At 67.9% G+C, this 21,143-nt stretch carries 18 protein-coding genes; 9 read left to right on the forward strand and 9 right to left on the reverse strand.

The features are described 5' to 3' along the window. Nucleotides 1-25 precede the first annotated feature (25 nt). On the reverse strand, nt 26-1,759 hold the full coding sequence (locus tag NL1_RS30495; RefSeq protein ID WP_067846641.1) for a GMC oxidoreductase: 1,734 nt from the start codon (nt 1,757-1,759) through the stop codon (nt 26-28). 100 nt (nt 1,760-1,859) lie between these two features. On the opposite strand from NL1_RS30495, the gene NL1_RS30500 reads away from it, so the two are divergent. The 3 genes from NL1_RS30500 (at nt 1,860) to NL1_RS30510 (ending at nt 4,390) form a co-directional block, all read left to right on the forward strand. Next, complete coding sequence (locus NL1_RS30500) at nt 1,860-2,543, forward strand: MerR family transcriptional regulator (protein WP_245673656.1); 684 nt, start codon at nt 1,860-1,862, stop codon at nt 2,541-2,543. Between the two features lie 37 nt (nt 2,544-2,580). After that, complete coding sequence (locus tag NL1_RS30505; RefSeq protein ID WP_067846646.1) at nt 2,581-3,276, forward strand: TetR/AcrR family transcriptional regulator; 696 nt, start codon at nt 2,581-2,583, stop codon at nt 3,274-3,276. 124 nt (nt 3,277-3,400) lie between these two features. Beyond that, a complete protein-coding gene (locus NL1_RS30510) occupies nt 3,401-4,390 on the forward strand; it encodes an AurF N-oxygenase family protein (RefSeq protein WP_067846649.1) in 990 nt (329 codons plus the stop codon). Nucleotides 4,391-4,448: 58 nt separating this feature from the next. Here NL1_RS30510 and NL1_RS30515 read toward each other — a convergent pair whose 3' ends face one another. Continuing rightward, nucleotides 4,449-5,177 carry a TetR/AcrR family transcriptional regulator gene (locus tag NL1_RS30515; protein ID WP_067846688.1) on the reverse strand — a complete coding sequence of 243 codons (729 nt, stop codon included), beginning with the start codon at nt 5,175-5,177 and terminating at the stop codon, nt 4,449-4,451. Between the two features lie 403 nt (nt 5,178-5,580). Between NL1_RS30515 and ctaD the strand changes: the two genes are divergently transcribed. Beyond that, a complete protein-coding gene (ctaD, locus tag NL1_RS30520) occupies nt 5,581-7,335 on the forward strand; it encodes an aa3-type cytochrome oxidase subunit I (protein WP_067846692.1) in 1,755 nt (584 codons plus the stop codon). Nucleotides 7,336-7,410: 75 nt separating this feature from the next. On the opposite strand, the gene NL1_RS30525 is transcribed toward ctaD, so the two are convergent. Both NL1_RS30525 and NL1_RS30530 read right to left on the reverse strand, forming a co-directional pair. Then, a complete protein-coding gene (locus NL1_RS30525; protein WP_067846652.1) occupies nt 7,411-7,974 on the reverse strand; it encodes a TetR/AcrR family transcriptional regulator in 564 nt (187 codons plus the stop codon). After that, nucleotides 7,971-9,170 carry a cytochrome P450 gene (locus NL1_RS30530; protein ID WP_373862609.1) on the reverse strand — a complete coding sequence of 400 codons (1,200 nt, stop codon included), beginning with the start codon at nt 9,168-9,170 and terminating at the stop codon, nt 7,971-7,973. The genes NL1_RS30525 and NL1_RS30530 overlap by 4 nt, the downstream gene beginning before the upstream one ends. Nucleotides 9,171-9,397: 227 nt before the next feature. Between NL1_RS30530 and NL1_RS30535 the strand changes: the two genes are divergently transcribed. Both NL1_RS30535 and NL1_RS30540 read left to right on the forward strand, forming a co-directional pair. Continuing rightward, nucleotides 9,398-11,017 (forward strand): amidohydrolase, encoded by a 1,620-nt coding sequence (locus NL1_RS30535; RefSeq protein WP_067846657.1) that lies wholly within the window; start codon nt 9,398-9,400, stop codon nt 11,015-11,017. 136 nt (nt 11,018-11,153) lie between these two features. After that, nucleotides 11,154-12,485, forward strand: coding sequence for a PucR family transcriptional regulator (locus NL1_RS30540; protein ID WP_084511157.1), 1,332 nt, complete (start codon nt 11,154-11,156; stop codon nt 12,483-12,485). A gap of 45 nt (nt 12,486-12,530) precedes the next feature. On the opposite strand, the gene NL1_RS30545 is transcribed toward NL1_RS30540, so the two are convergent. Beyond that, on the reverse strand, nt 12,531-13,856 hold the full coding sequence (locus tag NL1_RS30545) for a glycoside hydrolase family 1 protein (RefSeq protein WP_067846660.1): 1,326 nt from the start codon (nt 13,854-13,856) through the stop codon (nt 12,531-12,533). A gap of 188 nt (nt 13,857-14,044) precedes the next feature. Beyond that, a complete protein-coding gene (locus NL1_RS30550) occupies nt 14,045-14,479 on the reverse strand; it encodes a MarR family winged helix-turn-helix transcriptional regulator (RefSeq protein WP_067846662.1) in 435 nt (144 codons plus the stop codon). 116 nt (nt 14,480-14,595) lie between these two features. Between NL1_RS30550 and NL1_RS30555 the strand changes: the two genes are divergently transcribed. Next, a complete protein-coding gene (locus NL1_RS30555) occupies nt 14,596-15,723 on the forward strand; it encodes an NADH:flavin oxidoreductase (RefSeq protein ID WP_067846665.1) in 1,128 nt (375 codons plus the stop codon). Between the two features lie 347 nt (nt 15,724-16,070). Here NL1_RS30555 and NL1_RS30560 read toward each other — a convergent pair whose 3' ends face one another. Together NL1_RS30560 and NL1_RS30565 are read right to left on the reverse strand one after the other, a co-directional pair. Next, nucleotides 16,071-16,871, reverse strand: coding sequence for a class I SAM-dependent methyltransferase (locus tag NL1_RS30560; protein WP_067846668.1), 801 nt, complete (start codon nt 16,869-16,871; stop codon nt 16,071-16,073). A gap of 109 nt (nt 16,872-16,980) precedes the next feature. After that, nucleotides 16,981-19,203, reverse strand: a complete 2,223-nt coding sequence (locus tag NL1_RS30565) for an MMPL family transporter (protein WP_067846671.1) — start codon at nt 19,201-19,203, stop codon at nt 16,981-16,983. Between the two features lie 311 nt (nt 19,204-19,514). Between NL1_RS30565 and NL1_RS30570 the strand changes: the two genes are divergently transcribed. Continuing rightward, nucleotides 19,515-19,991, forward strand: coding sequence for a nitroreductase family deazaflavin-dependent oxidoreductase (locus tag NL1_RS30570; protein ID WP_067846674.1), 477 nt, complete (start codon nt 19,515-19,517; stop codon nt 19,989-19,991). A gap of 3 nt (nt 19,992-19,994) precedes the next feature. Here the strand turns inward: NL1_RS30570 and NL1_RS30575 are convergent, their stop codons facing one another. Further along, entirely contained in the window at nt 19,995-20,867 is an 873-nt protein-coding gene (locus NL1_RS30575) for a LysR family transcriptional regulator (protein WP_067846677.1), read from the reverse strand. Between the two features lie 70 nt (nt 20,868-20,937). Here NL1_RS30575 and NL1_RS30580 point away from each other — a divergent pair. Next, on the forward strand, nt 20,938-21,143 hold a 206-nt coding region (locus NL1_RS30580), incomplete at its 3' end, for a dihydrodipicolinate synthase family protein (protein WP_174553489.1).

A 21,143-nucleotide genomic window follows, 5' to 3' on the forward strand; every position in this document is an offset into this window, starting at 1 on the left:
GGCCGGGACCGTCGGCCGACTGTGCTCAGCCCGCGGCCGGGGCCTGCTGGCCGGTGGGACGCACCGGCGTGATCGGCAGCACGAGCGCGGCGGGGGCGCCTGCCGGGACCACGGGCTTGGCCGGGGCGATCGGCGAAATGCGCTGGTACCCGGCGCTTTGCGGCGGCCTGGCATCCACCTCGCCCTTGTTCGGCCAGTAGGCGGCGGCGCGCTCGGCCTGCGCCGTGATCGTCAGGGACGGGTTCACGCCGAGATTGGCGGAGACCGCGGCGCCGTCCACCACGCTCAGCGTCGGGTAGCCGAAGACGCGGTGGTAGCCGTCGATCACGCCGTGCTCCGGGTCGGCGCCGATGGTGGCGCCGCCGAGGAAGTGCGCGGTGAGCGGGATGTTGAAGATCTCGCCCCAGCTGCCTCCCGCAATGCCGCCGATCTCGTCGGCCACCTTGCGGGTCACCTCGTTGCCGACCGGGATCCACGTCGGATTCGGTTCGCCGTGACCCTGTTTCGAGGTGAGCTTGCGCCCGAACACGCCGCGCTTGGTGTAGGTGGTGATCGAGTTGTCCAGGTGCTGCATGACCAGCGAGATGATGGTGCGCTCGCTCCAGTTCCTGGTGCTCAGGAACTGCACCAGCTGCATCGGGTGGCGCAGCACCAGCAGCACGAACCGCAGCCAGCGCGGGATGCGGCCGCCGCCGTCGACCATCAGCGTCTGCAACAGGCCCATCGAGTTGGAGCCCTTGCCGTAGCGGACGGGTTCGATGTGGGTGTCCGGTGTCGGGTGGATCGAGGACGTGATCGCCACACCCTTGGTGAAATCGACGCCCGGGGTGACCGTCCTGGTCGCCGCGCCGACGATCGACTCGGAGTTGGTGCGGGTCAGCACGCCGAGGCGGTCGGAGAGTCCGGGGAGCACACCCTTGTCGCGCATGTCGAACAGCAGCTTCTGGGTGCCGCGGGTGCCCGCGGCGAGGACCACGTGCGCGGCGGTGTAGGTCTTGGGCTGCTTGCGGACCAGCTTGCCGGTGCGCTTGGTCTCGACGTCCCAGGTGCCGTCGGGCAGCGGCCGCAGCGCGGCGACCGTGGTCATCGGGACGACCTCGGCGCCGGCCTGCTCGGCCAGGTAGAGGTAGTTCTTCACGAGGGTGTTCTTGGCGCCGTACTTGCAGCCCACCATGCAGTCGCCGCACTCGATGCAGCCGGTGCGCTCGGGTCCGACACCGCCGAAGTAGGGGTCGGCCACCGTCTTGCCCGGTTCACCGAAGAACACGCCGACCGGTGTTTGCACGAAGGTGTCGCCGACTCCCATATCCTCGGCGACCTTCTTGAAGATCTCGTCCGCGGGCGTCATGTGCGGGTTGCGCACCACGCCGAGCATCTTCTGGGCCTGCTCGTAGTAGGGCGTCAGCTCCGCGCGCCAGTCGGTCATCTCGCGCCACTGCGGGTCCTGGAAGAACGGCTCCGGCGGCACGTACAGGGTGTTGGCGTAGTTCAGCGAACCGCCGCCGACACCGGCGCCGCCGAGAATCAGCACATCGCGCAGCAGGTGGATGCGCTGGATGCCGTAGCAGCCGAGCGCGGGCGCCCACAGGAACTTGCGCAGGTCCCAGCTGGTCTTGGGTAGTTCGTCGTCGGCGAAGCGCTGTCCCGCCTCGAGCACGCCGACCTTGTAGCCCTTCTCCACGAGGCGCAGCGCGGTGACGCTGCCCCCGAAACCGGAACCGACGATGAGCACATCGAAGTCGGTTGCTCGCTGGGACATGCGCGGAACTCCTCGAACGGTCGACAGTGACCCGCGTTACGCTAATGCGGACAGTAGGAGCTGTCAACGAAAGATCGGCCGGGTATCTATGCTGAATCGCGTGTCCCGATACAGCCGAGTCCAGCTGGCCGACCTCAGCGGTGTACCGGCGCGCACCATCCGCTACTACCACTCGCTCGGTGTGCTGCCGAAACCCGGCCGCGCGGGCAAGGAAGCGGTGTACACCGACGAACATCTCGATCGGTTGCGCGACATCTCCGGTATGCAAGCGCGCGGGTTGCGGCTGGAAGCGATCCGCGAGGTGTTCGATGCCGAAGCACAGCGCGGCGCCAACGCCGACTGGCGGTCGGTGCTCGATCCGCGGTATCCGGGCGCGGCGGATCAGTCGGTCGTGATCGATGACGATGAACTGTCGTCCCTGCTCGGCGATCGCCGCGCCGACATCCTCGACGAACTCATCTCCGCGCAGTACGTCGAGCGGTGCGAGGAGGGCTGGCGCATCCCCGACCAGCCGATGCTCAAAGGCGCGCTGATCCTCTACGACGTCGGCACCGACATCACCCTCAGCGGCACGCTGCGCAAACTCATCCGCGCCAGGATCGCCGAGCTGGCCGACGAGATGGTGCGCACCTTCCGCGACGCGGCCGCGACGAGCTACGGCGGCGAGGGCATCGGCACGGACCTGAGCCGGTTCCGTGAACGGTTCCGCGCCGCGGCGTGGGAGGTCGGCGGCGCGACCCTGGCCGACGAAATCGAGCGCGCGGTCCGCGAACTGGACGGCTGACGAATCCGCGAGCGGTGTTCACTTTAAGGTGGCTGCCATGACCACGCCGCGCGCCAGGGCCAGGGCCCAGACGATGGAGGACATCAAGCGGATCGGCCGCGAGCACCTCACCACGCACGGCGCGGCGGCGCTGTCGCTGCGGGCGGTGGCCCGTGATCTCGGCGTCGTGTCCTCGGCGGTGTACCGGTACGTGCGCAGCCGCGACGAACTGCTGACCCTGCTCGTGGTGGACGGCTACAACGCGCTCGGCGACGCGGTGGACGCGGCCTTGCTCGACGCGCCCGCCGATCCCGCCGAACGGCTGCGCGTCGCGGGCCGCGCGGTCCGCGCCTGGGCGCTGGCCGAACCTGCTTGGTACGGACTGCTTTTCGGCTCACCGGTGCCCGGCTACGAAGCGCCCGTCGAGCAGACGGTCGATCCGGGCGTGCGGGTGATCGCCGCCCTGCTGCGCGTTTTCGCCGACGCGTACCGCGCGGGCCGTTTGGCCGAGCCGTCCCGGCCGGTGCGCGTATCCACCGCGCTGGCGGGCAGTTTTGCCGGTGCCCGCGACGAATTCGGCCTGGACGTGCCGGATTGGCTGGTGGCGCGCGGCATCTCGGTGTGGAGCGCGCTCTTCGGTGCGGTCAGCTTCGACGTGTTCGACATGTACGGGCGCGACACCTTCGCCGACCGCGCCGAGCTGTTCGAGCTCATGCTGGACAACCTGCTGGATCTGCTCGGTTTCCGCAGCTGATCTCCGGACAAAACCTCACCCGCCCCATTGTGTGGGACCGTCAGTCCCATATATTCTGGATCACACCACGCGAGGAGCGTGCGTAGTGCCGGCGCCGAGCGCCGGCCGGAGCGAGGAGGCATCGATGACGCTGTCCGAATCGGTTCGTACCGGACTGTTCGATCGGGAGTACTGGGAGACGCTGGACCTTCTGTCGGAGGGCTCGGTGCACCGGAAGTTCGACCCGTACCTGGACATCGACTGGGACGGACCGGAGTTCGCGATCGACAAGGACGATCCGCGCTGGATCCTGTCCCCGGAGTTCGATCCGCTCGGCGCGACCGACTGGTACCGGAAGCTGCCGCAGCAGCGGCAGATCGAGATCGGCCGGTGGCGCACCGCGAACGTGATCAAGGTGGGCGCGGCCTTCGAGAGCGTGCTGATCCGCGGAATGATGCAGTACATCATGAAGCTGCCCAACGGCTCTCCGGAGTTCCGTTATTGCCTGCACGAGATGACCGAAGAGTGCAACCACATCCAGATGTTCCAGGAGCTGGTCAACCGGATCGGCGTGGATGTGCCCGGTATGCGGCCGATCTTCCGTGCGCTGTCACCCCTGATCGGCGTGGCGGGCGGCTACGCGCACGTCATCCTGTTCATCGGGATCCTGGGCGGCGAGGAACCGATCGACCACTACCAGAAGGCGATCATCCGCGACGGCGGCAACATCCCGCCCGCCGTGCTGCGCACCATGGAGATCCACATCGCCGAGGAGGCGCGGCACATCTCCTTCGCCAACGAGTTCCTGAAGGCGCACATCGATCGGATGAGCCCGGCGGGTAAGGCCGTGTGCGCCTTGGCGTTTCCGCTGGCCATGCGCTGGCTGGCCGGGGAGATCATGGTGCCGCCGCGCTCGTTCGCCAGGCAGTTCGACATCCCGGACGAGGTGTTCCGCGAGGCGTTCTGGCGGGGACCGCAGTCGCGCCGGATCCTGTCCGGCTACTTCGGCGACATCCGCAAGCTCGCGGGCGAACTGGGGTTGATGAACCCGGTCACCAAGCGGGTGTGGTCGATGCTGCACATCGACGGCGATGCCGCGCGCTACCGCAGCGAACCCGAACGTCGCGTCGCCTGAAGGGTTTTCACGCTGGTCCTGCGAACCCGGCCGGGGCGACGCAGGACGCGGCGTCGGCTCAGGACGCGGTGTCGACGCTCGACAGCCGCGCGAGCGCGGCGAGCAAGGGTTCGTCGGGATCCAGGGTGAGCCGGTGCGCCCGCGCCACTCCGTCCAGCACGCTCCACGCGTAACCGGCGAGTTCGGTGACGAGCTCGTCGCGGCCCATGGCCCGGTCCGGATCGCGCGCCCAGCGCGAGACGGTGGCTTCCGTCATGGACACGATGGCGAAGGTCATCGTGTCGGCGGCCGCCTCGTCCACCACGCCGACCACCCCGGCGAGACCCGACACCAGCTGGCGGGTGCGGCCCGCGATCCGGTCCTTCAGGCTGCTCACGGCGTCGACATCGTCGGGGTCGCCGAGAGCGGGCCCGTGGCGCAGGAAGTCGTAGAGGCGCGCGTGCCGGTCGATCCAGTCCACGACCGCGGCGATGGTGCGGCGCAGGATCACGCGAATGGAGCCGTCGGAGATGTCGAGCGCGGCGTCGATGTCGTCGGTGAATCGATCGCCGATCGCCGTCCTGGCGCGCCGGTCGAGGTCGTCGCGACCCGAGAACTGCCGGTACACCACCGATTTCGACAGTCCGGAGCGCTCGGTGATCTGCTGCATCGGCACCTCGACGCCCATCGGCGTCTCCTCGATCAGCTCGATCAGCGCCGTCACGATGCGCTCGCGCCGCCGATCGTTGTGCGGCTGCCAGCGCGCCTGCCTGCCACCGGTGGGCTGCGGGGCGGGTGACGAGGGCATCGGCACGGCTCGAGTCTAGAGCACGGGCCAGATCCGGGGCGGCGTTGCGGATTCCGCTGCCGCGGGGAGGAATGGTGCATGACCGCCGGACCCGCAGGGTGGTATCGCTGGGACACCGAGCCCGGCGGTCATGCGTGCAGACCGTAACCGAGTGGCACCGGGTTGTCTGGTGGATCGCGGTCGGCGCGGTGTGTCGCCGTAGTTCGGCCGGTGCGACCGCGGGAGGCAAATGGGTCCGGTTCAAATTTCCGCTGGTAGCGCGCCGCGCAACGACACGGCAACAAGCTGCCCGAATCTCCACTCTTGCGCAATTGCCCGGCGTATGCTCGCCGTCGTTCGATCGTGGGGATCCGCAGCGGAGACACGAGCTACGGACCGGAATCTGACGCGCGAGGAGGATGTGGTGACTGCCGTAGCTCCCAGGCCGGAGCCGGAACTCGAGGCCGTCCGGCCGTACCCGGGGCGGGTGGGGCCGAAGGGCTCGTTCGTCTTGAAGTTGGTCACCACGACCGACCCGAAGATGCTCGGCCAGATGTACCTGGTGACGTCGATGTCGTTCTTCATGATCGGCGGACTGATGGCGCTGCTCATGCGCGGCGAGCTGGCCCGGCCCGGCATGCAGTTCCTGTCCACCGAGCAGTTCAATCAGCTGTTCACCATGCACGGCACGATCATGTTGCTGTTCTACGCGACGGCCGTGGTGTTCGCGTTCGCCAATATCGTGCTGCCGCTGCAGATCGGTGCCCCCGACGTCGCCTTCCCGCGCCTGAACGCCTTCAGCTACTGGCTGTACCTGTTCGGCGCGACCATGGCGACCGCGGGTTTCGTGACGCCCGGCGGCGCGGCCGACTTCGGCTGGACCGCGTACCAGCCGCTCAGCGACATCATGCACTCGCCGGGCGTCGGCGGTGACATGTGGATCTTGGGCCTGGCTGTTTCGGGTCTCGGCACCATTCTCGGCGCCGTCAACATGATTACCACCGTGGTCGTGCTCCGCGCACCGGGCATGACCATGTTCCGGCTCCCGATCTTCACCTGGAACATCGTCGTCACCAGTGTGCTGATCCTGCTCGCGTTCCCGGTCCTGACCGCCGCGCTGTTCGCCATCGCCTACGATCGCCATCTCGGCGGCCACATCTACAACCCGGCCACCGGCGGCGTCCTTCTGTATCAGCACCTGTTCTGGTACTTCGGCCATCCCGAGGTGTACATCATCGCGCTGCCGTTCTTCGGCATCGTCTCGGAGATCTTCCCGGTCTTCTCGCGCAAGCCGATCTTCGGTTACACCACGCTGGTGTACGCGACGCTGGCCATCGCCGCGCTCTCGGTCGCGGTGTGGGCGCATCACATGTTCGCCACCGGTGCGGTGCTGCTGCCGTTCTTCTCGTTCATGACGTTCCTCATCGCGGTGCCGACCGGCGTGAAGTTCTTCAACTGGATCGGCACGATGTGGCGTGGCCAGCTGACCTTCGAAACGCCCATGTTGTTCTCCGTTGGCTTCATCGTCACGTTCCTGTTCGGTGGTCTGTCCGGCGTGATCCTGGCCAGCCCACCGCTGGACTTCCACGTGTCGGACTCGTACTTCGTGGTCGCGCACTTCCACTACGTGCTCTTCGGCACCATCGCGTTCGCCACGTACGCGGGTATCTACTTCTGGTTCCCGAAGATGACCGGCAGGATGCTCGACGAGCGGCTCGGCAAGTGGCACTTCTGGACCACGTTCGTCGGCTTCCACCTGACCTTCCTGGTGCAGCACTGGCTCGGCGCCGAGGGCTTCCCGCGCCGCTACGCCGACTACCTGCCCGGCGACGGTTTCACCGGGCTGAACACGATCTCCACCATCGGCTCGTTCATCCTGGGCGCTTCGGTCCTGCCGTTCGTCTGGAACGTCTTCCGGAGCGCGCGGTACGGCGAACCCGTCACGGTCGACGACCCGTGGGGTTACGGCAACTCGCTGGAGTGGGCCACCAGCTGCCCGCCGCCACGGCACAACTTCTACGAACTGCCCCGGATCCGTTCCGAGCGACCGGCATTCGAGCTGCACTACCCCCACATGGTCGATCGCATGCGCGCCGAAGCACATGTGGGCTGGGGCGCGCCGCAGCATGGCCAAGCCGTCAGCGAAGCGGCCGCCACCGCTTCCGACCGGGAGGCATAGGCGCGCCGCCACGAAGGCCGCGGACACCTTGCTGTACAACAGCTTCGGTGTCCGCGGCCTTCGTGTGTGCCGCGATCATGCGCGGATGAACAGTGGTGTGACGAAATGTTCGAGCATCGCGCGTTCGTCGGCGTCTTCGACACCGGGGACGGTGAGCAGCGAGACGATCAGCCGTGTCAGCCACCGCGCCACCTGTGCCCGATCTCGTTCTCCGGCAATGGAATCCGGCAGGAACGCGGCCGCGAGCGCCGCGATGACCTGGGAGGTCTGCCCGATCTCCACGGCGAGCCCCGCGTCGGCGGGCCGGAACCAGGCGATCAGCAGCGGATCTGCGCGGACCGTGCGCAGCGCGGTGAGCACCGCTGTCACGATCCGCTCACCCGGATCGGCGATCCCGTCCACCTCGGCGACCACTGCGGCGCCGATACGACGCGCCTCCCGATGGACGAAGGCCAGCCGCACCGCGTGCCGGTTCTCGAAGTAGCGGTAGACCGTCGCGCGGGAACACCCGGCCGCCTTGGCGATATCGGCCATCTGGGTATCGGCGACGCCCCGATCGGCGAACAGGCGCGCGGCGGCGTCCAGGATCCGCTGCGCGGCCAGTTCGGTGCGCTCCCCGGCCAGCCAGCCGGTGCTCATTCGCTCGCCACGAATGGGACGTGCACCGGCCTGCGCACGTAGTTGCCCTCGGCATAGCGGACGCCGTCGAGGTCGACGGCGAATTCCGGGCAGCGGGCGAGCAACTCCTGCAGCGCGATGGCGGCTTGCATGCGGGCGGCCGCCGCACCGAGGCAGTGGTGGTTGCCGTGACCGAAGGTCAGGATCGTCTTCGTCTTGCGGGTGACATCCAAATCCGCTGCGTCGGGGCCGAATTCGCGTTCGTCGCGGTTGGCGGAGGCGTAGAGCAGCAGCGCCCTCCTGCCCGCCGGGATGGTGACGCCCTCGATCTCCACGTCCCGGGTGACGGTGCGCGCCATGTTCTGCACCGGAGAGGTGAGCCGCAGGAATTCGTCGACGGAATCCGGGATCAGGCTCGGGTCCTCGATGAGGCGCCTGCGCTGGTCGCGATGGGTGGTCAGCAATTGCACCGCGCCGCCGAGATTGCCGGTGGTGGTGTCGTTGCCGCCGGTGATCATGGTGAACGCGAAGCCGATGATCTGCAGGATGCCGGGGATGTCGTCGGGCTCGCCGAGGCCGGAGGCCACCAGGTGGGTGATGGTGTCGTCGGCCGGTTCGAGGCGGCGGCGTTCGATCATCGCGGTGAAGTACTGCGTCAGCTCGCCAACGGCGGCCTGCGCCGAGTAGACGTTGCCGGTGGCGGAGGCGGCGACGATGCTGTCGGTCCATTGGTCGAACTTGGCGCGATCCGCCGCGGGCACACCGAGATAGTGCGCGACCACCATGGTGGGCAGCGGCTTGAACAGCTCGACGGCGATGTCGCCACCGCCCGCCTCGCACAGCCGGTCGATGCGTTCGATGACGAATTGCCTTACGGCGGGCCGGATCTCGGCGACCTGGCGCGGGGTGAATCCCTTGGCCACCCGGCGACGGAAGATCGTGTGGTCGGGAGCGTCGGTGAAGACGAACGGTTTGTTCTCGCCGAGACCGATCTTCTCCAGGTCGTGGTAGTCGACCGTGATGCCCGAGGCCGAGGAGAAGGTCTGCGCGTCGCGCACCGCGTCGTAGACGTCGCCGAAGCGGGACAACACGTAGTAGTCCTCGTCGGGACGATCGGACGGGATGGCGTGGTGGACCGGATCGTGGTCGCGCAGCCCGGCATACATCGGCCAGGGATCACGCCAGGTGTCGCCGGATCGGAGTTGGAACTCGGCCATGTGTGACAAACCTGCCTGCATATATCGAAGGTAAGACAAAGCATTGTGTTTGTCTAGAACGTGTTTCAATCAATATCTGCGGCTCTGACGCGCTGAAGGGGCGTCAGCTAACCCTCTTTGTGCACCCGAAACACCTGGGCAAACTGTTATCGTCGTACCTCGCAGGCTCCTCGCAATCGAGTGGCAAAGTGGCTCGTCCGCTGGCCCGACCCGTCACGGAGGTTCCGATGAGCACAGCCGACCTGATCTTCACCGGTGGCACGATCCTTGCGATGGATCCCGAGCACGAGGGTGCTCGGGCTGTCGCCGTGTCCGGCGGGCGCATCATCGCGGTCGGCGGAGCGGACGTGCTCGACCTGCGCGGGTCCCGCACCGAGATGGTCGACCTGGGGAATCGCTGCCTGATGCCGGGATTCGTGGAGGCACACACCCACCCGACTCAGGATCAGATGCTCTACTCCGACACCGTGATCGACATTCGTCCGGTCACCACCTGCCCGAGCGCGGAGGACGCGCACGCCGAGATCCTGCGCGCCGTCGCCACGGCTCCGGCCGGGCACCCGCTGATCTTCTACGGCCTGGATGTCTTGCTGCAGACGGGCTTTCCGGAGCCGACCAGGGCCTGGCTGGACGAACTCGGACCCGACCGGCCGATCGTGATCTGGCAGAACTCCGGACATCTGGCGTGGGCGAACGGCGCCGCGATGCGATTCGCCGGACTCGCCGACGACCTGCCCGATCCGGTTGGCGGGCACTACGTCAGGGACTACTACGGTCGCCTGACCGGGAAGGTCTACGAGGCGCCCGCCGTGCTGGCGCTCATCGGTCCGATGCTCGCCGATCAGCTCGCGGGCCCGGAACTGCTGGCCCGCGAACAGGCCGATCTCGCGGCCCGCGGCGTCACCTTGTGCAGCGATATGGCCTTCGCCCAGCAGATGCGACCGTTGACCAGCGCGCTCTACCAGCAGCAGCGGGCCAAGGTGCGGATGCGGGTCTACGAGATGGCCGATCCGGCGGGGGAGTCGTACTGCCCGCTGGAGAACGGCGACGACATGTTCCGGCAGATCGGCATCAAGATCTGGGTCGACGGGTCACCGTGGGTCGGCAACATCGACACCTCGTTCCCGTACCTGAACACGCCGGCCACGGCCGCGCTCGGACTCGGGCACGACCACCGCGGCCACGCCAACTACACCGAAGAACAGCTGCACCACATCGTCGGCGCGTATTACCCGACGGGCTGGCAGATCGCCTGTCACGTGCACGGCGATCTCGGTGTCGACCTGATCCTCGACGTCTACGAAAGCGCGCTGGCCAGGTATCCGCGCGTGGATCACCGGCTGCGCCTCGAGCACTGCGGAGCGATGACCCCCGAGCAGTTCTGGCGCGCCGCGCGACTCGGCATCACGTGCAGTTTGTTCATCGATCACGTCTACTACTGGGGTGATGTGCTCGTCGACGACCTGTTCGGCCCGGAGCGCGGCGCGAACTGGGTGCGTACCCGATCGGCACTCGATGCGGGTATGCGCGTGTCGTTCCACAACGACTGTCCGGTCACCGAGGAGGAGCCGCTGCGCAATATGGCCGCCGCGGTCACCCGGACCTCGCGCAGCGGACGCGTGCTTGCGCCGGAGGAAAGGGTCACCGTCGACCAGGCGCTGCGCGCCCAGACGATCGACGCGGCCTACCAGTTGTTCGCCGACGACATCACCGGGTCCCTGACCCCCGGCAAGTACGCGGACCTGGTCGTCCTCGACCACGATCCCCGGCAGGTACGGCCGGAGGAGCTGGCGGATATCGGGGTGTGCGCCACGTACCTGGCGGGCGAGCAGACCTTTCAATCCTGACCGCATCTGCTGTCACAAGTCACAAAAATTCGGTGAGAACTGACCCAAGTCTCACAATCCACGACGGAGGCGGCCCACCGCGCCATAATTCCCGTTACGTTGGATCGCTGTGCAATTCCGGTCGGAAGGACCTGCGATGACCGCCCCCAACATGGCCGATCCTGATCTCATCGTCTCGGGCCGTCCGGTCTCGACGCATCTCAAGGACACCAGGACGCTCTCCCACCGCATGGTCGGGCACTTCGTGAAGAACGTGGTGCCCTGCGGCACGCTGCCCGGCGAGGCGCTCAACGGCGACGTCACCGCCGTGACCCGGGTGTGCCTGGAACTGGCCGTGCAAATGCTGGACGGCAACGAGGGCGGCGAGGACATCGAGCGCGTCGGCGCCGCGGCCGCGGGCTGGGCGCGCGAAGGCATCCCGATCGACACCATCCAGCACGCCATCCACGAGGGCTTCAAGCTAGGCTTCGACCTGATCCTGGCGAACGCCACCACCCAGGATCACGAGAGCCTGGTGAACGTGGCCCGCCGCTTCATGGACATTCTCGACACCATCATCACCACGGTCTCGGTGGCGTACGTGCGGGAGCTACGGGCCGTGGTGAGCGAACATCACACGGCCGTGCACACGCTGACCTCGGCGCTGCTCGGCGGCAACAGCACCTCGACCATGGCCCGCGAGTGCGGCATTCAGATCGCCGAGTCCTATCACGTGCTCGCACTGGCGGTGCCGCCGCACCGCGACGAGAAGAATCCGGCGCTGGACGGCAAGGTGGTCGCCCGTCGCAAGTTGCGCAGGCTGCAGGCCGAACTGGCCACCCGGTGCGGGGACAGCGCGCTCTCGCTGCTGAGCGTGGATGGTGGCACCATCCTCATCCCGACCACGACCCTCGACGACGCCGACCTGGACGAGCTGGTCACCCAATTGTCCAGGGCCGCCCAGGTTCCGGTGCGCGCCAGCGCCGTCGAGGCCACGCCGGAACGCATTCCGCAGGCCGCCGACCAAGCGCACGAGCTGCTCGACATGGTGCACCGGATGCACAGCGCGTCGGGTCTGTACCGCTTCAACGACCTGGCGCTGGAATACCAGCTCACCCGCCCGGGACCGGCGCGCGACTTCCTCGGTTCACTGCTGGACCCGCTGGACGACTACCCCGAACTGCTGGAAACGCTGCAGGTGCACATCAGCACCAACCTGAACCGGCAGCGCACCGCGCGCCTGCTGCACGTGCACACCAATACCGTCGACTACCGCCTCAAGCGGATCGGCCAGCTGATCGCTTTCGACCCGACCCAGGCCTCGGGTCTGTGGTACCTACGCTCGGCGTTGGTCGCCCGCGCGCACCGCACCGGAGATCCGGGCGGCGAGATGCCGCCTCCCGTGCGCTACTACGAGCCGGATCAGGGGAGCGAGCAGGAGGCCGTGGTGCACGACATCGCGGCCCCGTCCCGCAACCGACGCTTCTGACGGCGAGGCGGCGTGCGGCCGGGCGCCGCACGCCGGGCGGGTAGGTCAGCGCGGCACGGTGACCGGATCGGCGCAGCTGGCGAGCGCGTCCACGAAGGAGCACTCCTTCGGCAGCCGCGTCGGTAAGTAGCCGGCCGGGACGCCGCCTTGGCCGGTGATCGCGCGGTAGGCCGCTACGGCATCGGTGGGGCGCCGGGTCAGCGTCGGGTCGGTCAGCACATCGACGGTGTACAGGCCGAAACGGGGTGTGTAGGAACCCCATTCGTAGTTGTCGGTGAGGCTCCAGTAGTTGTAGCCGATCAGGTTGATGCCGTCGGCCTTGGCGCGCTGGAGCCAGTAGACGGTGTCGCGCAGATTGTCGGCGCGGCTGTAGGCGTCCCAGCGTGGCAGACCGTTCTCGGTGGGCATGCCGTTCTCGACGATGTAGAGCGGCTTGCCGGGGAACACGCGGGAATAGTGTTGCAGCGCATAGTAGATGCCCTCGGGCTGCAGCGGGTTCTTCCACAGCTCGGAGAAGTTCGTCATCCCGGACAGGTTGTCGTTGGAGAGGCCGTAGTAGTAGTCGATGCCGAGGTAGTCGAGCTTGCCGCCGATCTTGTCGAGGAGCGGCTTGTTGACCGCGTCCTCGGCGGCGGGGATGTAGGCGACATTGCTCGTCACCATCGCACCGGGCTGCACCGCGTGGATGTGGTCGTAGATGGCGTTGTGCGCCTGGGCGATTCGGTCGTGCATGGCGGGCACGTCGGCGGCGCCGATGCCGCCGTGCCGCAGCTCGTTGAGCACGTACATCATCGGCTCGTTGAAGGTCACCCAGAGCGGATCCGCGCCGGCGTAGCGGTCGACCACCCGCCTGGCGTTGGCCAGCCAGTCCTCGACGATCGCCGGATTGCGCCAGCCGCCGCGGTCGACCTCCCAGCCCGGATAGACCCAGTGGTCGATGGTCAGCATCGGCCGCATGCCCGCGTCCCGGATCGCCGCGATCACGTTGTCGTAGAAGCGGAATCCGGCCTCGTCCCACTCGCCGGGGCGTGGCTGAAGCCGCGCCCACTCGATGCCGATGCGATACACCCGCACGCCCAGCTGGGCGGCCAGCTCGATGTCCGACCGGTACCTGCTGTAGAAGTCGATGGCGTTCTCGTACGGATCCTCGGTCTTGCCCGCGGCGACGTATCGAGACCAATTGCTGTCCGGCGCATAGCCTTCCGACTGATACCCGGACGCGGCGACGCCCCACAGGAAGTCGCTGCCGAACGGCTGCACCTGCGCGGGCGGAGCGGGACGGGCCTGCACCGGCGCGTTACCGCCGACGATCAGCGCGGCGGTGGCGGCGGCGAGGGTGGTCAAGACGCGGCGGCGACTGGGGGATCGCATCGAACTCCTGTTCCGAACGGGTGACCGGCGCTCGTGGACCTCCGGTGTCGAGGACGCCGGGTCGGGTGGGGCCACGGCGAACACTGTAACTGGTCGGCCGACCGTACCGGGGGAGGATTATGTTGCGCGGCAAGCCAGCTCGGCGCCGCTGCGCCGTCCCAGCCACGGGAGATTCCGGTAATCTCCGGTCAGGCGGCGGGCTGGGAGACGAAAACTCGTTCCAGCAGGGCATATAGACAGTCCCGGTCCTGGTCGCTGAGCCTGTCCAGGCCATCCTGTGTTGCGCGCATCTTCGCACGAATCGCGTCGGTGACACACTCACCCTCGGTGGTGAGGACGACGTTCTTGACGCGCCGGTCGGAGGCGCTGGCCTCGCGGCGCACCAGGCCGCGCTTCTCGAGCCGGTCGACTATCCCGGTCATGTTGGAGGCGTCGCAGGTCAAGATCTCGGCCAGGGCGTGCATCGCGGCGGGTCCCCGGCGCAACACGGTCAGCGCCTTGCCCTGGCTTGCTGTGAGGTTCTCGCTCGCCGCCGCGAGCGTGAAGTCGCCGTAATACGCGCCGAGCGATACCGAGAGCAGTTCCATGAGCTGGGCAGTGTCGACGCGGGGACGTCCTGTCATTGCAGCCATCCTACCGGGGAAGCTTGACAATCTCAAATATCTAACTTTACCGTCTTCGGCGTTGCTTGAAGTTCTCAAGCATCAAGATTGTCAAGTATCTACGAGGAGCATCCCTGTTGACCGTCACTGCGTCCCCCACCTCTCGCGCGGCCGAGATCCTGTCCCGGCCTGTCGCGCTGAACGGCCTGACCGTCCCGAACCGCATCGTGATGGCGCCGATGACGCGCATGTTCTCGCCGGGCGGCGTCCCCGGTGAGGACGTGCGGTCGTACTACGCCCGTCGCGCTGCCGCGGGTGTGGGCTTGATCGTCACCGAGGGGACCTACGTCGGCCATGAGTCGGCCGGGCAGAGTGACCGTGTGCCGCGGTTCCACGGTGAGGAGCAGCTGGCGGGGTGGGCGAAGGTCGCCGAGGCCGTTCACGAGGCGGGCGGCACGATCGTGCCGCAGCTGTGGCACATCGGCATGGTGCGCAAGCAGGGCGAGCCGCCCTACGCCGACGCCCCTGCCGTCGGTCCCTCCGGCATCCGCGTCGACGGCACCGAGGGCACCGGCAAGGCGATGACCCAACGCGACCTCGACGATGTTGTCGGCGCCTTCGCCGAGGCCGCCGCGGCCGCCGAGCGCATCGGCTTCGACGGCGTCGAACTGCACGGAGCCCACGGCTACCTCCTCGACCAGTTCCTGTGGGCGGGAACGAACCGCCGTACCGATGCCTACGGCGGCGACCCCGTGGCCCGTACGAAGTTCGCGGCCGAGATCGTGGCCGCGGTCCGCGCGGCCGTCTCGCCCGACTTCCCGGTGATCTTCCGCTACTCGCAGTGGAAGCAGGAGGCCTATGGCGCGAGGCTCGCCGAGACACCGCAGGAGCTGGAGGCGATCCTGACCCCGCTCGCCGCGGCCGGCGTCGATGCCTTCCACGCCTCCACCCGCCGCTACTGGCTCCCTGAGTTCGAAGGCTCGGACCTGAACCTGGCGGGCTGGACGAAGAAGCTCACCGGCAGGCCCACCATCACCGTCGGCTCGGTCGGCCTCGATGGCGACTTCCTCCGCGCGTTCGCGGGCAAGGGCGCCCCGGTTCATGGCCTCGACAACCTCCTCGACCGCCTGGAGCGCGACGAGTTCGACCTGGTCGCCGTCGGCCGCGCCCTGCTCCAGGACCCGCAGTGGGCGGCGAAGGTTTTGGGGGACCGGTTCGAGGAGTTGCAGCCGTACGACGGGACGGCGCTGAAGACGCTGAGCTAGGACCTGCGCCTCAGCCCCACTCGAACTGCCTAGGGCTACTGATCGCACAGGTGTCCCTCGACCCCTGGGCCAGCTCGGGTAGGGGAGGGGCTCGGAATGGTGGGCCTGTTGGTCAGGGGAGTGGGCAGGTCGAGCCCGCCTCGCTCCTTGGGGGCAGAGCCTGCGCACCTCGGTGCCAGTGGGATTGTCGATAGGAGCAACATTGTGATACGTAGATATGCGCATTTATCTATGAGATATCACCTTTACACAACGGCGCCACGAATCACCTACTCCTACAAACGAACGAGAGGACACAGCCAGCGCTGCTTTGGACGAGGAGGGTCCAGCGGGATCGGAACGGGCTATTAGTCGGTGACGATCGCCGTGGCGATGACGTAACCCTTGGGATCGCGCCAGGTGCGGCCGGGGTGATGCGCGAACCAGTCTTCGACGTCGGCGCTGAGATCGGCGAGGACGGCGTCGCGATCGGGGTGGTCGGCTGGGATGCCGCGAGGGCCGAAAATGGCCTCGGCGAAGCGGATCAGCGGCGCCGGGGCGTCGAAGACGAGCGCGTTGTCACGGCGTTGGACTCGCACAGCCCGGAAGAGGTCGGACATGAGCCCTGGCAAGGTTTCCGAATCCACGGTGCGCAGCGGCGCCTCGCCGAGGTCGATGCCGTAGCTCGCGGCGTGCGCGTCGACGAGTTCGCCGATGTGCGGGCAGGTTTCGGCGTGGTTGACGACGACCGCGACGGTGCCGCCGGGTTTGGTGGTGCGGCGGAATTCGTGCAGCGCCGCCTGCGGGTCCGGGACGTGATACAGCATGTGACGGGCGGTGAGCACGTCAAAAGTGTTGTCGTCGAAGGGGATGTGGCGGGCGTCGGCGCGGATGCCGCGGACGCCGGGCACGGCTTCGGCGGCGGCGACCATGGCGGCGGACGTGTCGATGCCCACGAGCGGGCCGCGGTGTCCGAGCGCCATCAGCCGGGCGAGGAAGCGGGCGTCGCCGCAGCCGACGTCGGCGAGGTACTCCGCGCCGGAGAGGTCGAGCGCGGCGAGCACGTCGGTGCCCGGGTCGTGGGTCGTTTCGGAGTAGCGCGCGTGGGTGTCGATCCGCACTCGCAGCGGCGCGGGATCGGCGTATTCGGCGTCGAGACGGCTGCTCATCGGTGCACGTCCTTCGGTCCGGTCGGCGGTGGTGACGCTCCCTTCTGGCGGTGAGCGTACTCCGGGCGTGGGTGTCGACCGCGCTTTTCGCGGGTGACCGGGCCGTCGGTCAGGTTCGCGCGGGCGTGGATACCGTTGCCGGAATGGCCTCTGGCGCGCCTGCGGCGGGTGGTTCGTCATCGAGGATGGGTTCGCCGAGGCCGATCCGCTGGTGGATCCGCTGCATCCAGGCCGGCGCCCACCAGCACCGGTCGCCGAGCAGTTTCATGACCGCGGGGACCAGCAGCATGCGCAGGATCGTGGCGTCGATGAACAGCGCCGCGATCATGCCGTACGCGATGTACTGCATCATCACCAGATCCGAGAACGCGAATGCCCCGGTGACCACCAGGAGGATGAGGGCGGCGGCGGTGATGATGCCACCGGTGTGCGCGGTGCCGACGCGGATGGCCTCGGTGGTGTCGGCGCCCCTGGCCCTGGCTTCGACCATGCGGGACAGCAGGAACACCTCGTAGTCGGTGGACAGCCCGTAGACGATGGCGATGATGAGCACGAGCACCGGGGACATGATCGGCTGCGGGGTGAAGTTGAGCAGCTCGGCGCCGTGGCCGTCGATGAAGATCCAGGTGAGGATGCCGAGGGTGGAGCCGAGGCCGAGGGCGCTCATGAGCGCGGCCTTGATCGGCAGGACGAGCGAGCCGAAGGTGAGGAACATCAGCAGCGTGGTGATCAGGACGACCGCCGCGATCATGTACGGCATGCGGTCGAGCAGGGTGTCGATGCTGTCCTCTTGGATGGCGGGCTGGCCGCCGACGAGCAGGGTGAGCCCGTCGGGCACGTCGAGGGCGCGCAGGTAGTCGATGGTCGGTCCCGCGTCGTTGGAATCGGTGAGGGTGGCGCGCATGCGGTAGAGGTCGGTGCGGCCGGGCGCGGAGGCGGGAACACTGAATTCGCCGGCGAGCCCGGGGGCTTGGTTGGCCTGGCGGTAGAGCTGGCCGATGGCGGCGCGGTCGTCGGAGACGACGATGAGCTGGAGCGGATCGGGCTGGCGTTTGGGGAAGAGTTCGTCGAAATGCTGCTGGGCGAGCCTGGTGGTGTTGTCCGGTGGCAGGTAGGTCTCGCTCATGCCGCCGAAGGCGAGGTTCTGGATGGGGATGATGAGCAGGCCGAGGCCGAGGACGATCGGGACGGCGACGCGGAGGGGGCGGCGCATGACCCAGTCGGTGGTGCGGCCCCAGAATCCGTTCTCGATCTCGGCGGCGGTCTTGGTTCGGCGGAATCGGCTGAGGCCGAGGCTGTCCACGCGCGGTCCGAGGATGCCGAGGGCGGCGGGCAGGATGGTGATCGCGGCGAGCGCCGCCAGTAGGACGGTGGAGATCGCGCCGTAGGCAAGGGATTTGAGGAATCCTTGCGGGAAGATCAGCAGGACGCCGAGGCTGGCGACGATCATGGCGGCGGAGAAGACGACGGTGCGGCCCGCGGTGGTGATGGTGCGGCGCACGGCGGTGCGGGTGTCGTGGCCCGCGGCGAGTTCTTCGCGGAAACGGCTGACGATGAACAGGCCGTAGTCGATGGCGAGGCCGACGCCGATCATCGAGACCACGCCGGTGACGAAGGAGTTGACCTCGGTGAAGTTGGTGAATATCCGCATGATGCCGTTGGCGCCGGTGACGGTGAGGGCGCCGATGGCGAGCGGGAGCGCGGCGGCGACCAGGCCGCCGAAGACGAAGAACAGCAGCACCGCGACCACCGGCAGGGCGACGACTTCCATGCGATGCACGTCGTCGGAGAGGGTGTCGGTGAGTGTGCCCGCGATGGGTTGCAGGCCGGCGACTTGGACGTCGACGCCGGGAATGTGGAAGGCGTCTTTGACTTTTCGGTAGTTGCGCGCCATTTCGGTGTCGTCGTCACCGCGGATGGCGATGAGGACGAAGGCGTGGCGGCGGTCGTCTCTGGCGAAGAGGGGTCCGCTGGCTTTGCCGGTCTCGGTGGCCCAGTAGGCGCCGTTGATGCCGGTGATCTCGTCGGGGTGGTTGCGGGGGAGGTCGTCGAGGTGGTCGACGACGGTGCGGGTGAGTTGGGGGTCGTCGACGGTTTTGCCCTGGGGGGCGGTGATGAGCAGGACGACGTCGGATTCGTGGTCACGGCCCCATGCTTCGTCGGCGATGCGGCTGGCGCGGGCGGATTCGGAGGTGGGGTCCTCCAATCCGCTGGAGCTGAGGTGGTTTTCGATGCCGATGCCGTAGCCCGCGAGGGCGAGCATGCCCGCGATGACGAGACCGAGGACGCCGAATCGGTATCGGTGGACGAGATCCCCCCAGTGCGCGAACATCAGCGGTCTCCGCTGGGGCAGGGTTGGGCGTCGGGGGCCGGGTTCGGTCGGTGAGCCGATCCTGCTGCGCGGAAGACCAAGGGGCCGCGTCCTTTCCGTGGGGAGACAGGGTGTCTGTCATCAAAGGTACAGATGAGTGTGAAATATTAACGTTTAACTATCGATACGCGGTCCACGGTGCCGCTTCGATTCGCACATGCGTGCGGGACGAACTACACGGATCCCGTCCGGGGATGTGCGCGCGGTGTGAATTGCCCCGCTTCGGGGCTCGCGAATCGGACGGGATCGCCCTGCCGTGGCACCATGCGGTTATGGTCTCGAATCCATTGCCCGCTCTGGCTCGTCGCTTCGCGCAGCAGCGATGGGTGATGCGTCTGGCGCCGGTGGTGCTGCCGCTGGAGCGGTTCGTGCGATGGGTGACTCGCGGCCGGATGGGTGTGCTCGATCTGGTCGGCCTGCCGTCGATCGAGGTGACCGTGGCCGGACGCAAGACCGGCATGCCGCGCACCACGTCGCTGTTGTACGTGCCGCAGGGCACGGATTTCCTGGTGATCGGTTCGAACTGGGGGAGCCTGAAACATCCCGCCTGGTCGGCAAACCTGCGTGCGGCGAGCACCGCGACGGTGGGGCATCGGGGCGAGCGTTTCGCGGTGCGGGTCACCGAGGTCACCGGGGTGGAGCGCAAGCGAGCCTGGGATCTGGCCGTGGAGTTCTGGCCCGGCTACGAGATGGAGTACGAGTTGTCCGGTGGCCGCGAGTTCCGGATCTTCGAGCTGCGCCGGGCGTGAACGTCAGTCCAGCGCTGCTCGGACGGCCGCGGCGAAGGCGGAGATTGCCGGATGCCGGTCCGCGCCGGCGCGGCACGCGATGGTCGTGGTGCGTGCGATCGGGAGCCGGACCAATCGCACGCCGGGCGGGGGATCGGCGGCGCTGAGTTCGGGGACCAGGGCGATGCCGTGTCCGGCGGCGACAAAGGCAAGCGCCGTGCTGAAGTCGTCGACCTGGTGGTGGATGCGCGGGCTGAATCCGGCGGCTTCGCAGGCGCGGATCGTCATAGTGTGGCAGCGGGTGCCCGCGGTGGCCGCGATCCATGGTGCGTCGCGCCAGGTGCCGAGCGTGGCGCCGGCCGCGGCGGACGTGGTGGCGAGGAACATGGCTTCGCGGTAGAGCGGTGCGGTGTGCACGCCAGGTTCGGGCGGGAAGGGCACCAGGTCGTAGTCGTGTACGAGGGCGACGTCGAGTTCGCCCGCGCGCAGTGCGGCGGCGACCCTGGCCGGATCCAGTTCCGTGACACGCGGTTCCAGGCCGGGGTGGGCGGCGGCGAGCCGGGTGAGGGTGGCGGGGATGAAGGCCTGGGTGGCGCTGGGGAACGCGCCGATGCGCAACGGTCCGGTGAGGCCGGCCTTGGCGTCGGCGAGATCGGCTTCGGCCTGCTCGAGCCGGGCCAGTACCGCGTCGGCGTGGGTGACGAGGGTGTGTCCGGTGGGGGTGAGGGTCACGCGTCGTCCGGTGCGTTCCAGGAGGGCTACCCCGGCTTCTCGTTCGAGCGCGGTGAGTTGCTGGGAGACGGCGGAGGGGGTGAACGCGAGCGCTTCGGCGACGGCGGCGATGGTGCCGCGTCGCGCGAGTTCGCGGAGCAGGCGCAGCCTGCGCACGTCGAGCATCAGTTCAGCTTACGGTCAGCGCCACAAATGCGAACTGGTTCTTAATCTCTGGGTGCGGCACGCTGGCCCTATGCACCGATTCCGAGGGATTTTCGTACCGCTGATCACGCCGTTCACGGCCGAGGGCGCGGTCGCGTGGGACGCGCTGGAGTCGTTGGCGCGCGAGGTGCTCGACGAGGGGGCGGCGGGCCTGGTGGCACTGGGCACGACCGCCGAGGCGGCGACGCTGGACGCGGCGGAGCGAAGCGCGGTGATCGACGTGTGCGCCAGGGCGTG

This window comes from Nocardia lijiangensis NBRC 108240, assembly GCF_001613045.1.
Taxonomy (GTDB): Bacteria; Actinomycetota; Actinomycetes; order Mycobacteriales; family Mycobacteriaceae; genus Nocardia; species Nocardia lijiangensis.

Bases quoted from the DNA above. Each gene is read 5' to 3' on its own strand.
- NL1_RS30495 (WP_067846641.1), bottom strand. From the start codon at position 1,759: ATGTCCCAGCGAGCAACCGACTTCGATGTGCTCATCGTCGGTTCCGGT.
- NL1_RS30505 (WP_067846646.1), top strand. From the start codon at position 2,581: ATGACCACGCCGCGCGCCAGGGCCAGGGCCCAGACGATGGAGGACATC.
- NL1_RS30510 (WP_067846649.1), top strand. From the start codon at position 3,401: ATGACGCTGTCCGAATCGGTTCGTACCGGACTGTTCGATCGGGAGTAC.
- NL1_RS30515 (WP_067846688.1), bottom strand. From the start codon at position 5,177: ATGCCCTCGTCACCCGCCCCGCAGCCCACCGGTGGCAGGCAGGCGCGC.
- NL1_RS30525 (WP_067846652.1), bottom strand. From the start codon at position 7,974: ATGAGCACCGGCTGGCTGGCCGGGGAGCGCACCGAACTGGCCGCGCAG.
- NL1_RS30530 (WP_373862609.1), bottom strand. From the start codon at position 9,170: ATGGCCGAGTTCCAACTCCGATCCGGCGACACCTGGCGTGATCCCTGG.
- NL1_RS30535 (WP_067846657.1), top strand. From the start codon at position 9,398: ATGAGCACAGCCGACCTGATCTTCACCGGTGGCACGATCCTTGCGATG.
- NL1_RS30540 (WP_084511157.1), top strand. From the start codon at position 11,154: ATGACCGCCCCCAACATGGCCGATCCTGATCTCATCGTCTCGGGCCGT.
- NL1_RS30545 (WP_067846660.1), bottom strand. From the start codon at position 13,856: ATGCGATCCCCCAGTCGCCGCCGCGTCTTGACCACCCTCGCCGCCGCC.
- NL1_RS30550 (WP_067846662.1), bottom strand. From the start codon at position 14,479: ATGACAGGACGTCCCCGCGTCGACACTGCCCAGCTCATGGAACTGCTC.
- NL1_RS30560 (WP_067846668.1), bottom strand. From the start codon at position 16,871: ATGAGCAGCCGTCTCGACGCCGAATACGCCGATCCCGCGCCGCTGCGA.
- NL1_RS30565 (WP_067846671.1), bottom strand. From the start codon at position 19,203: ATGTTCGCGCACTGGGGGGATCTCGTCCACCGATACCGATTCGGCGTC.
- NL1_RS30570 (WP_067846674.1), top strand. From the start codon at position 19,515: ATGGTCTCGAATCCATTGCCCGCTCTGGCTCGTCGCTTCGCGCAGCAG.
- NL1_RS30575 (WP_067846677.1), bottom strand. From the start codon at position 20,867: ATGCTCGACGTGCGCAGGCTGCGCCTGCTCCGCGAACTCGCGCGACGC.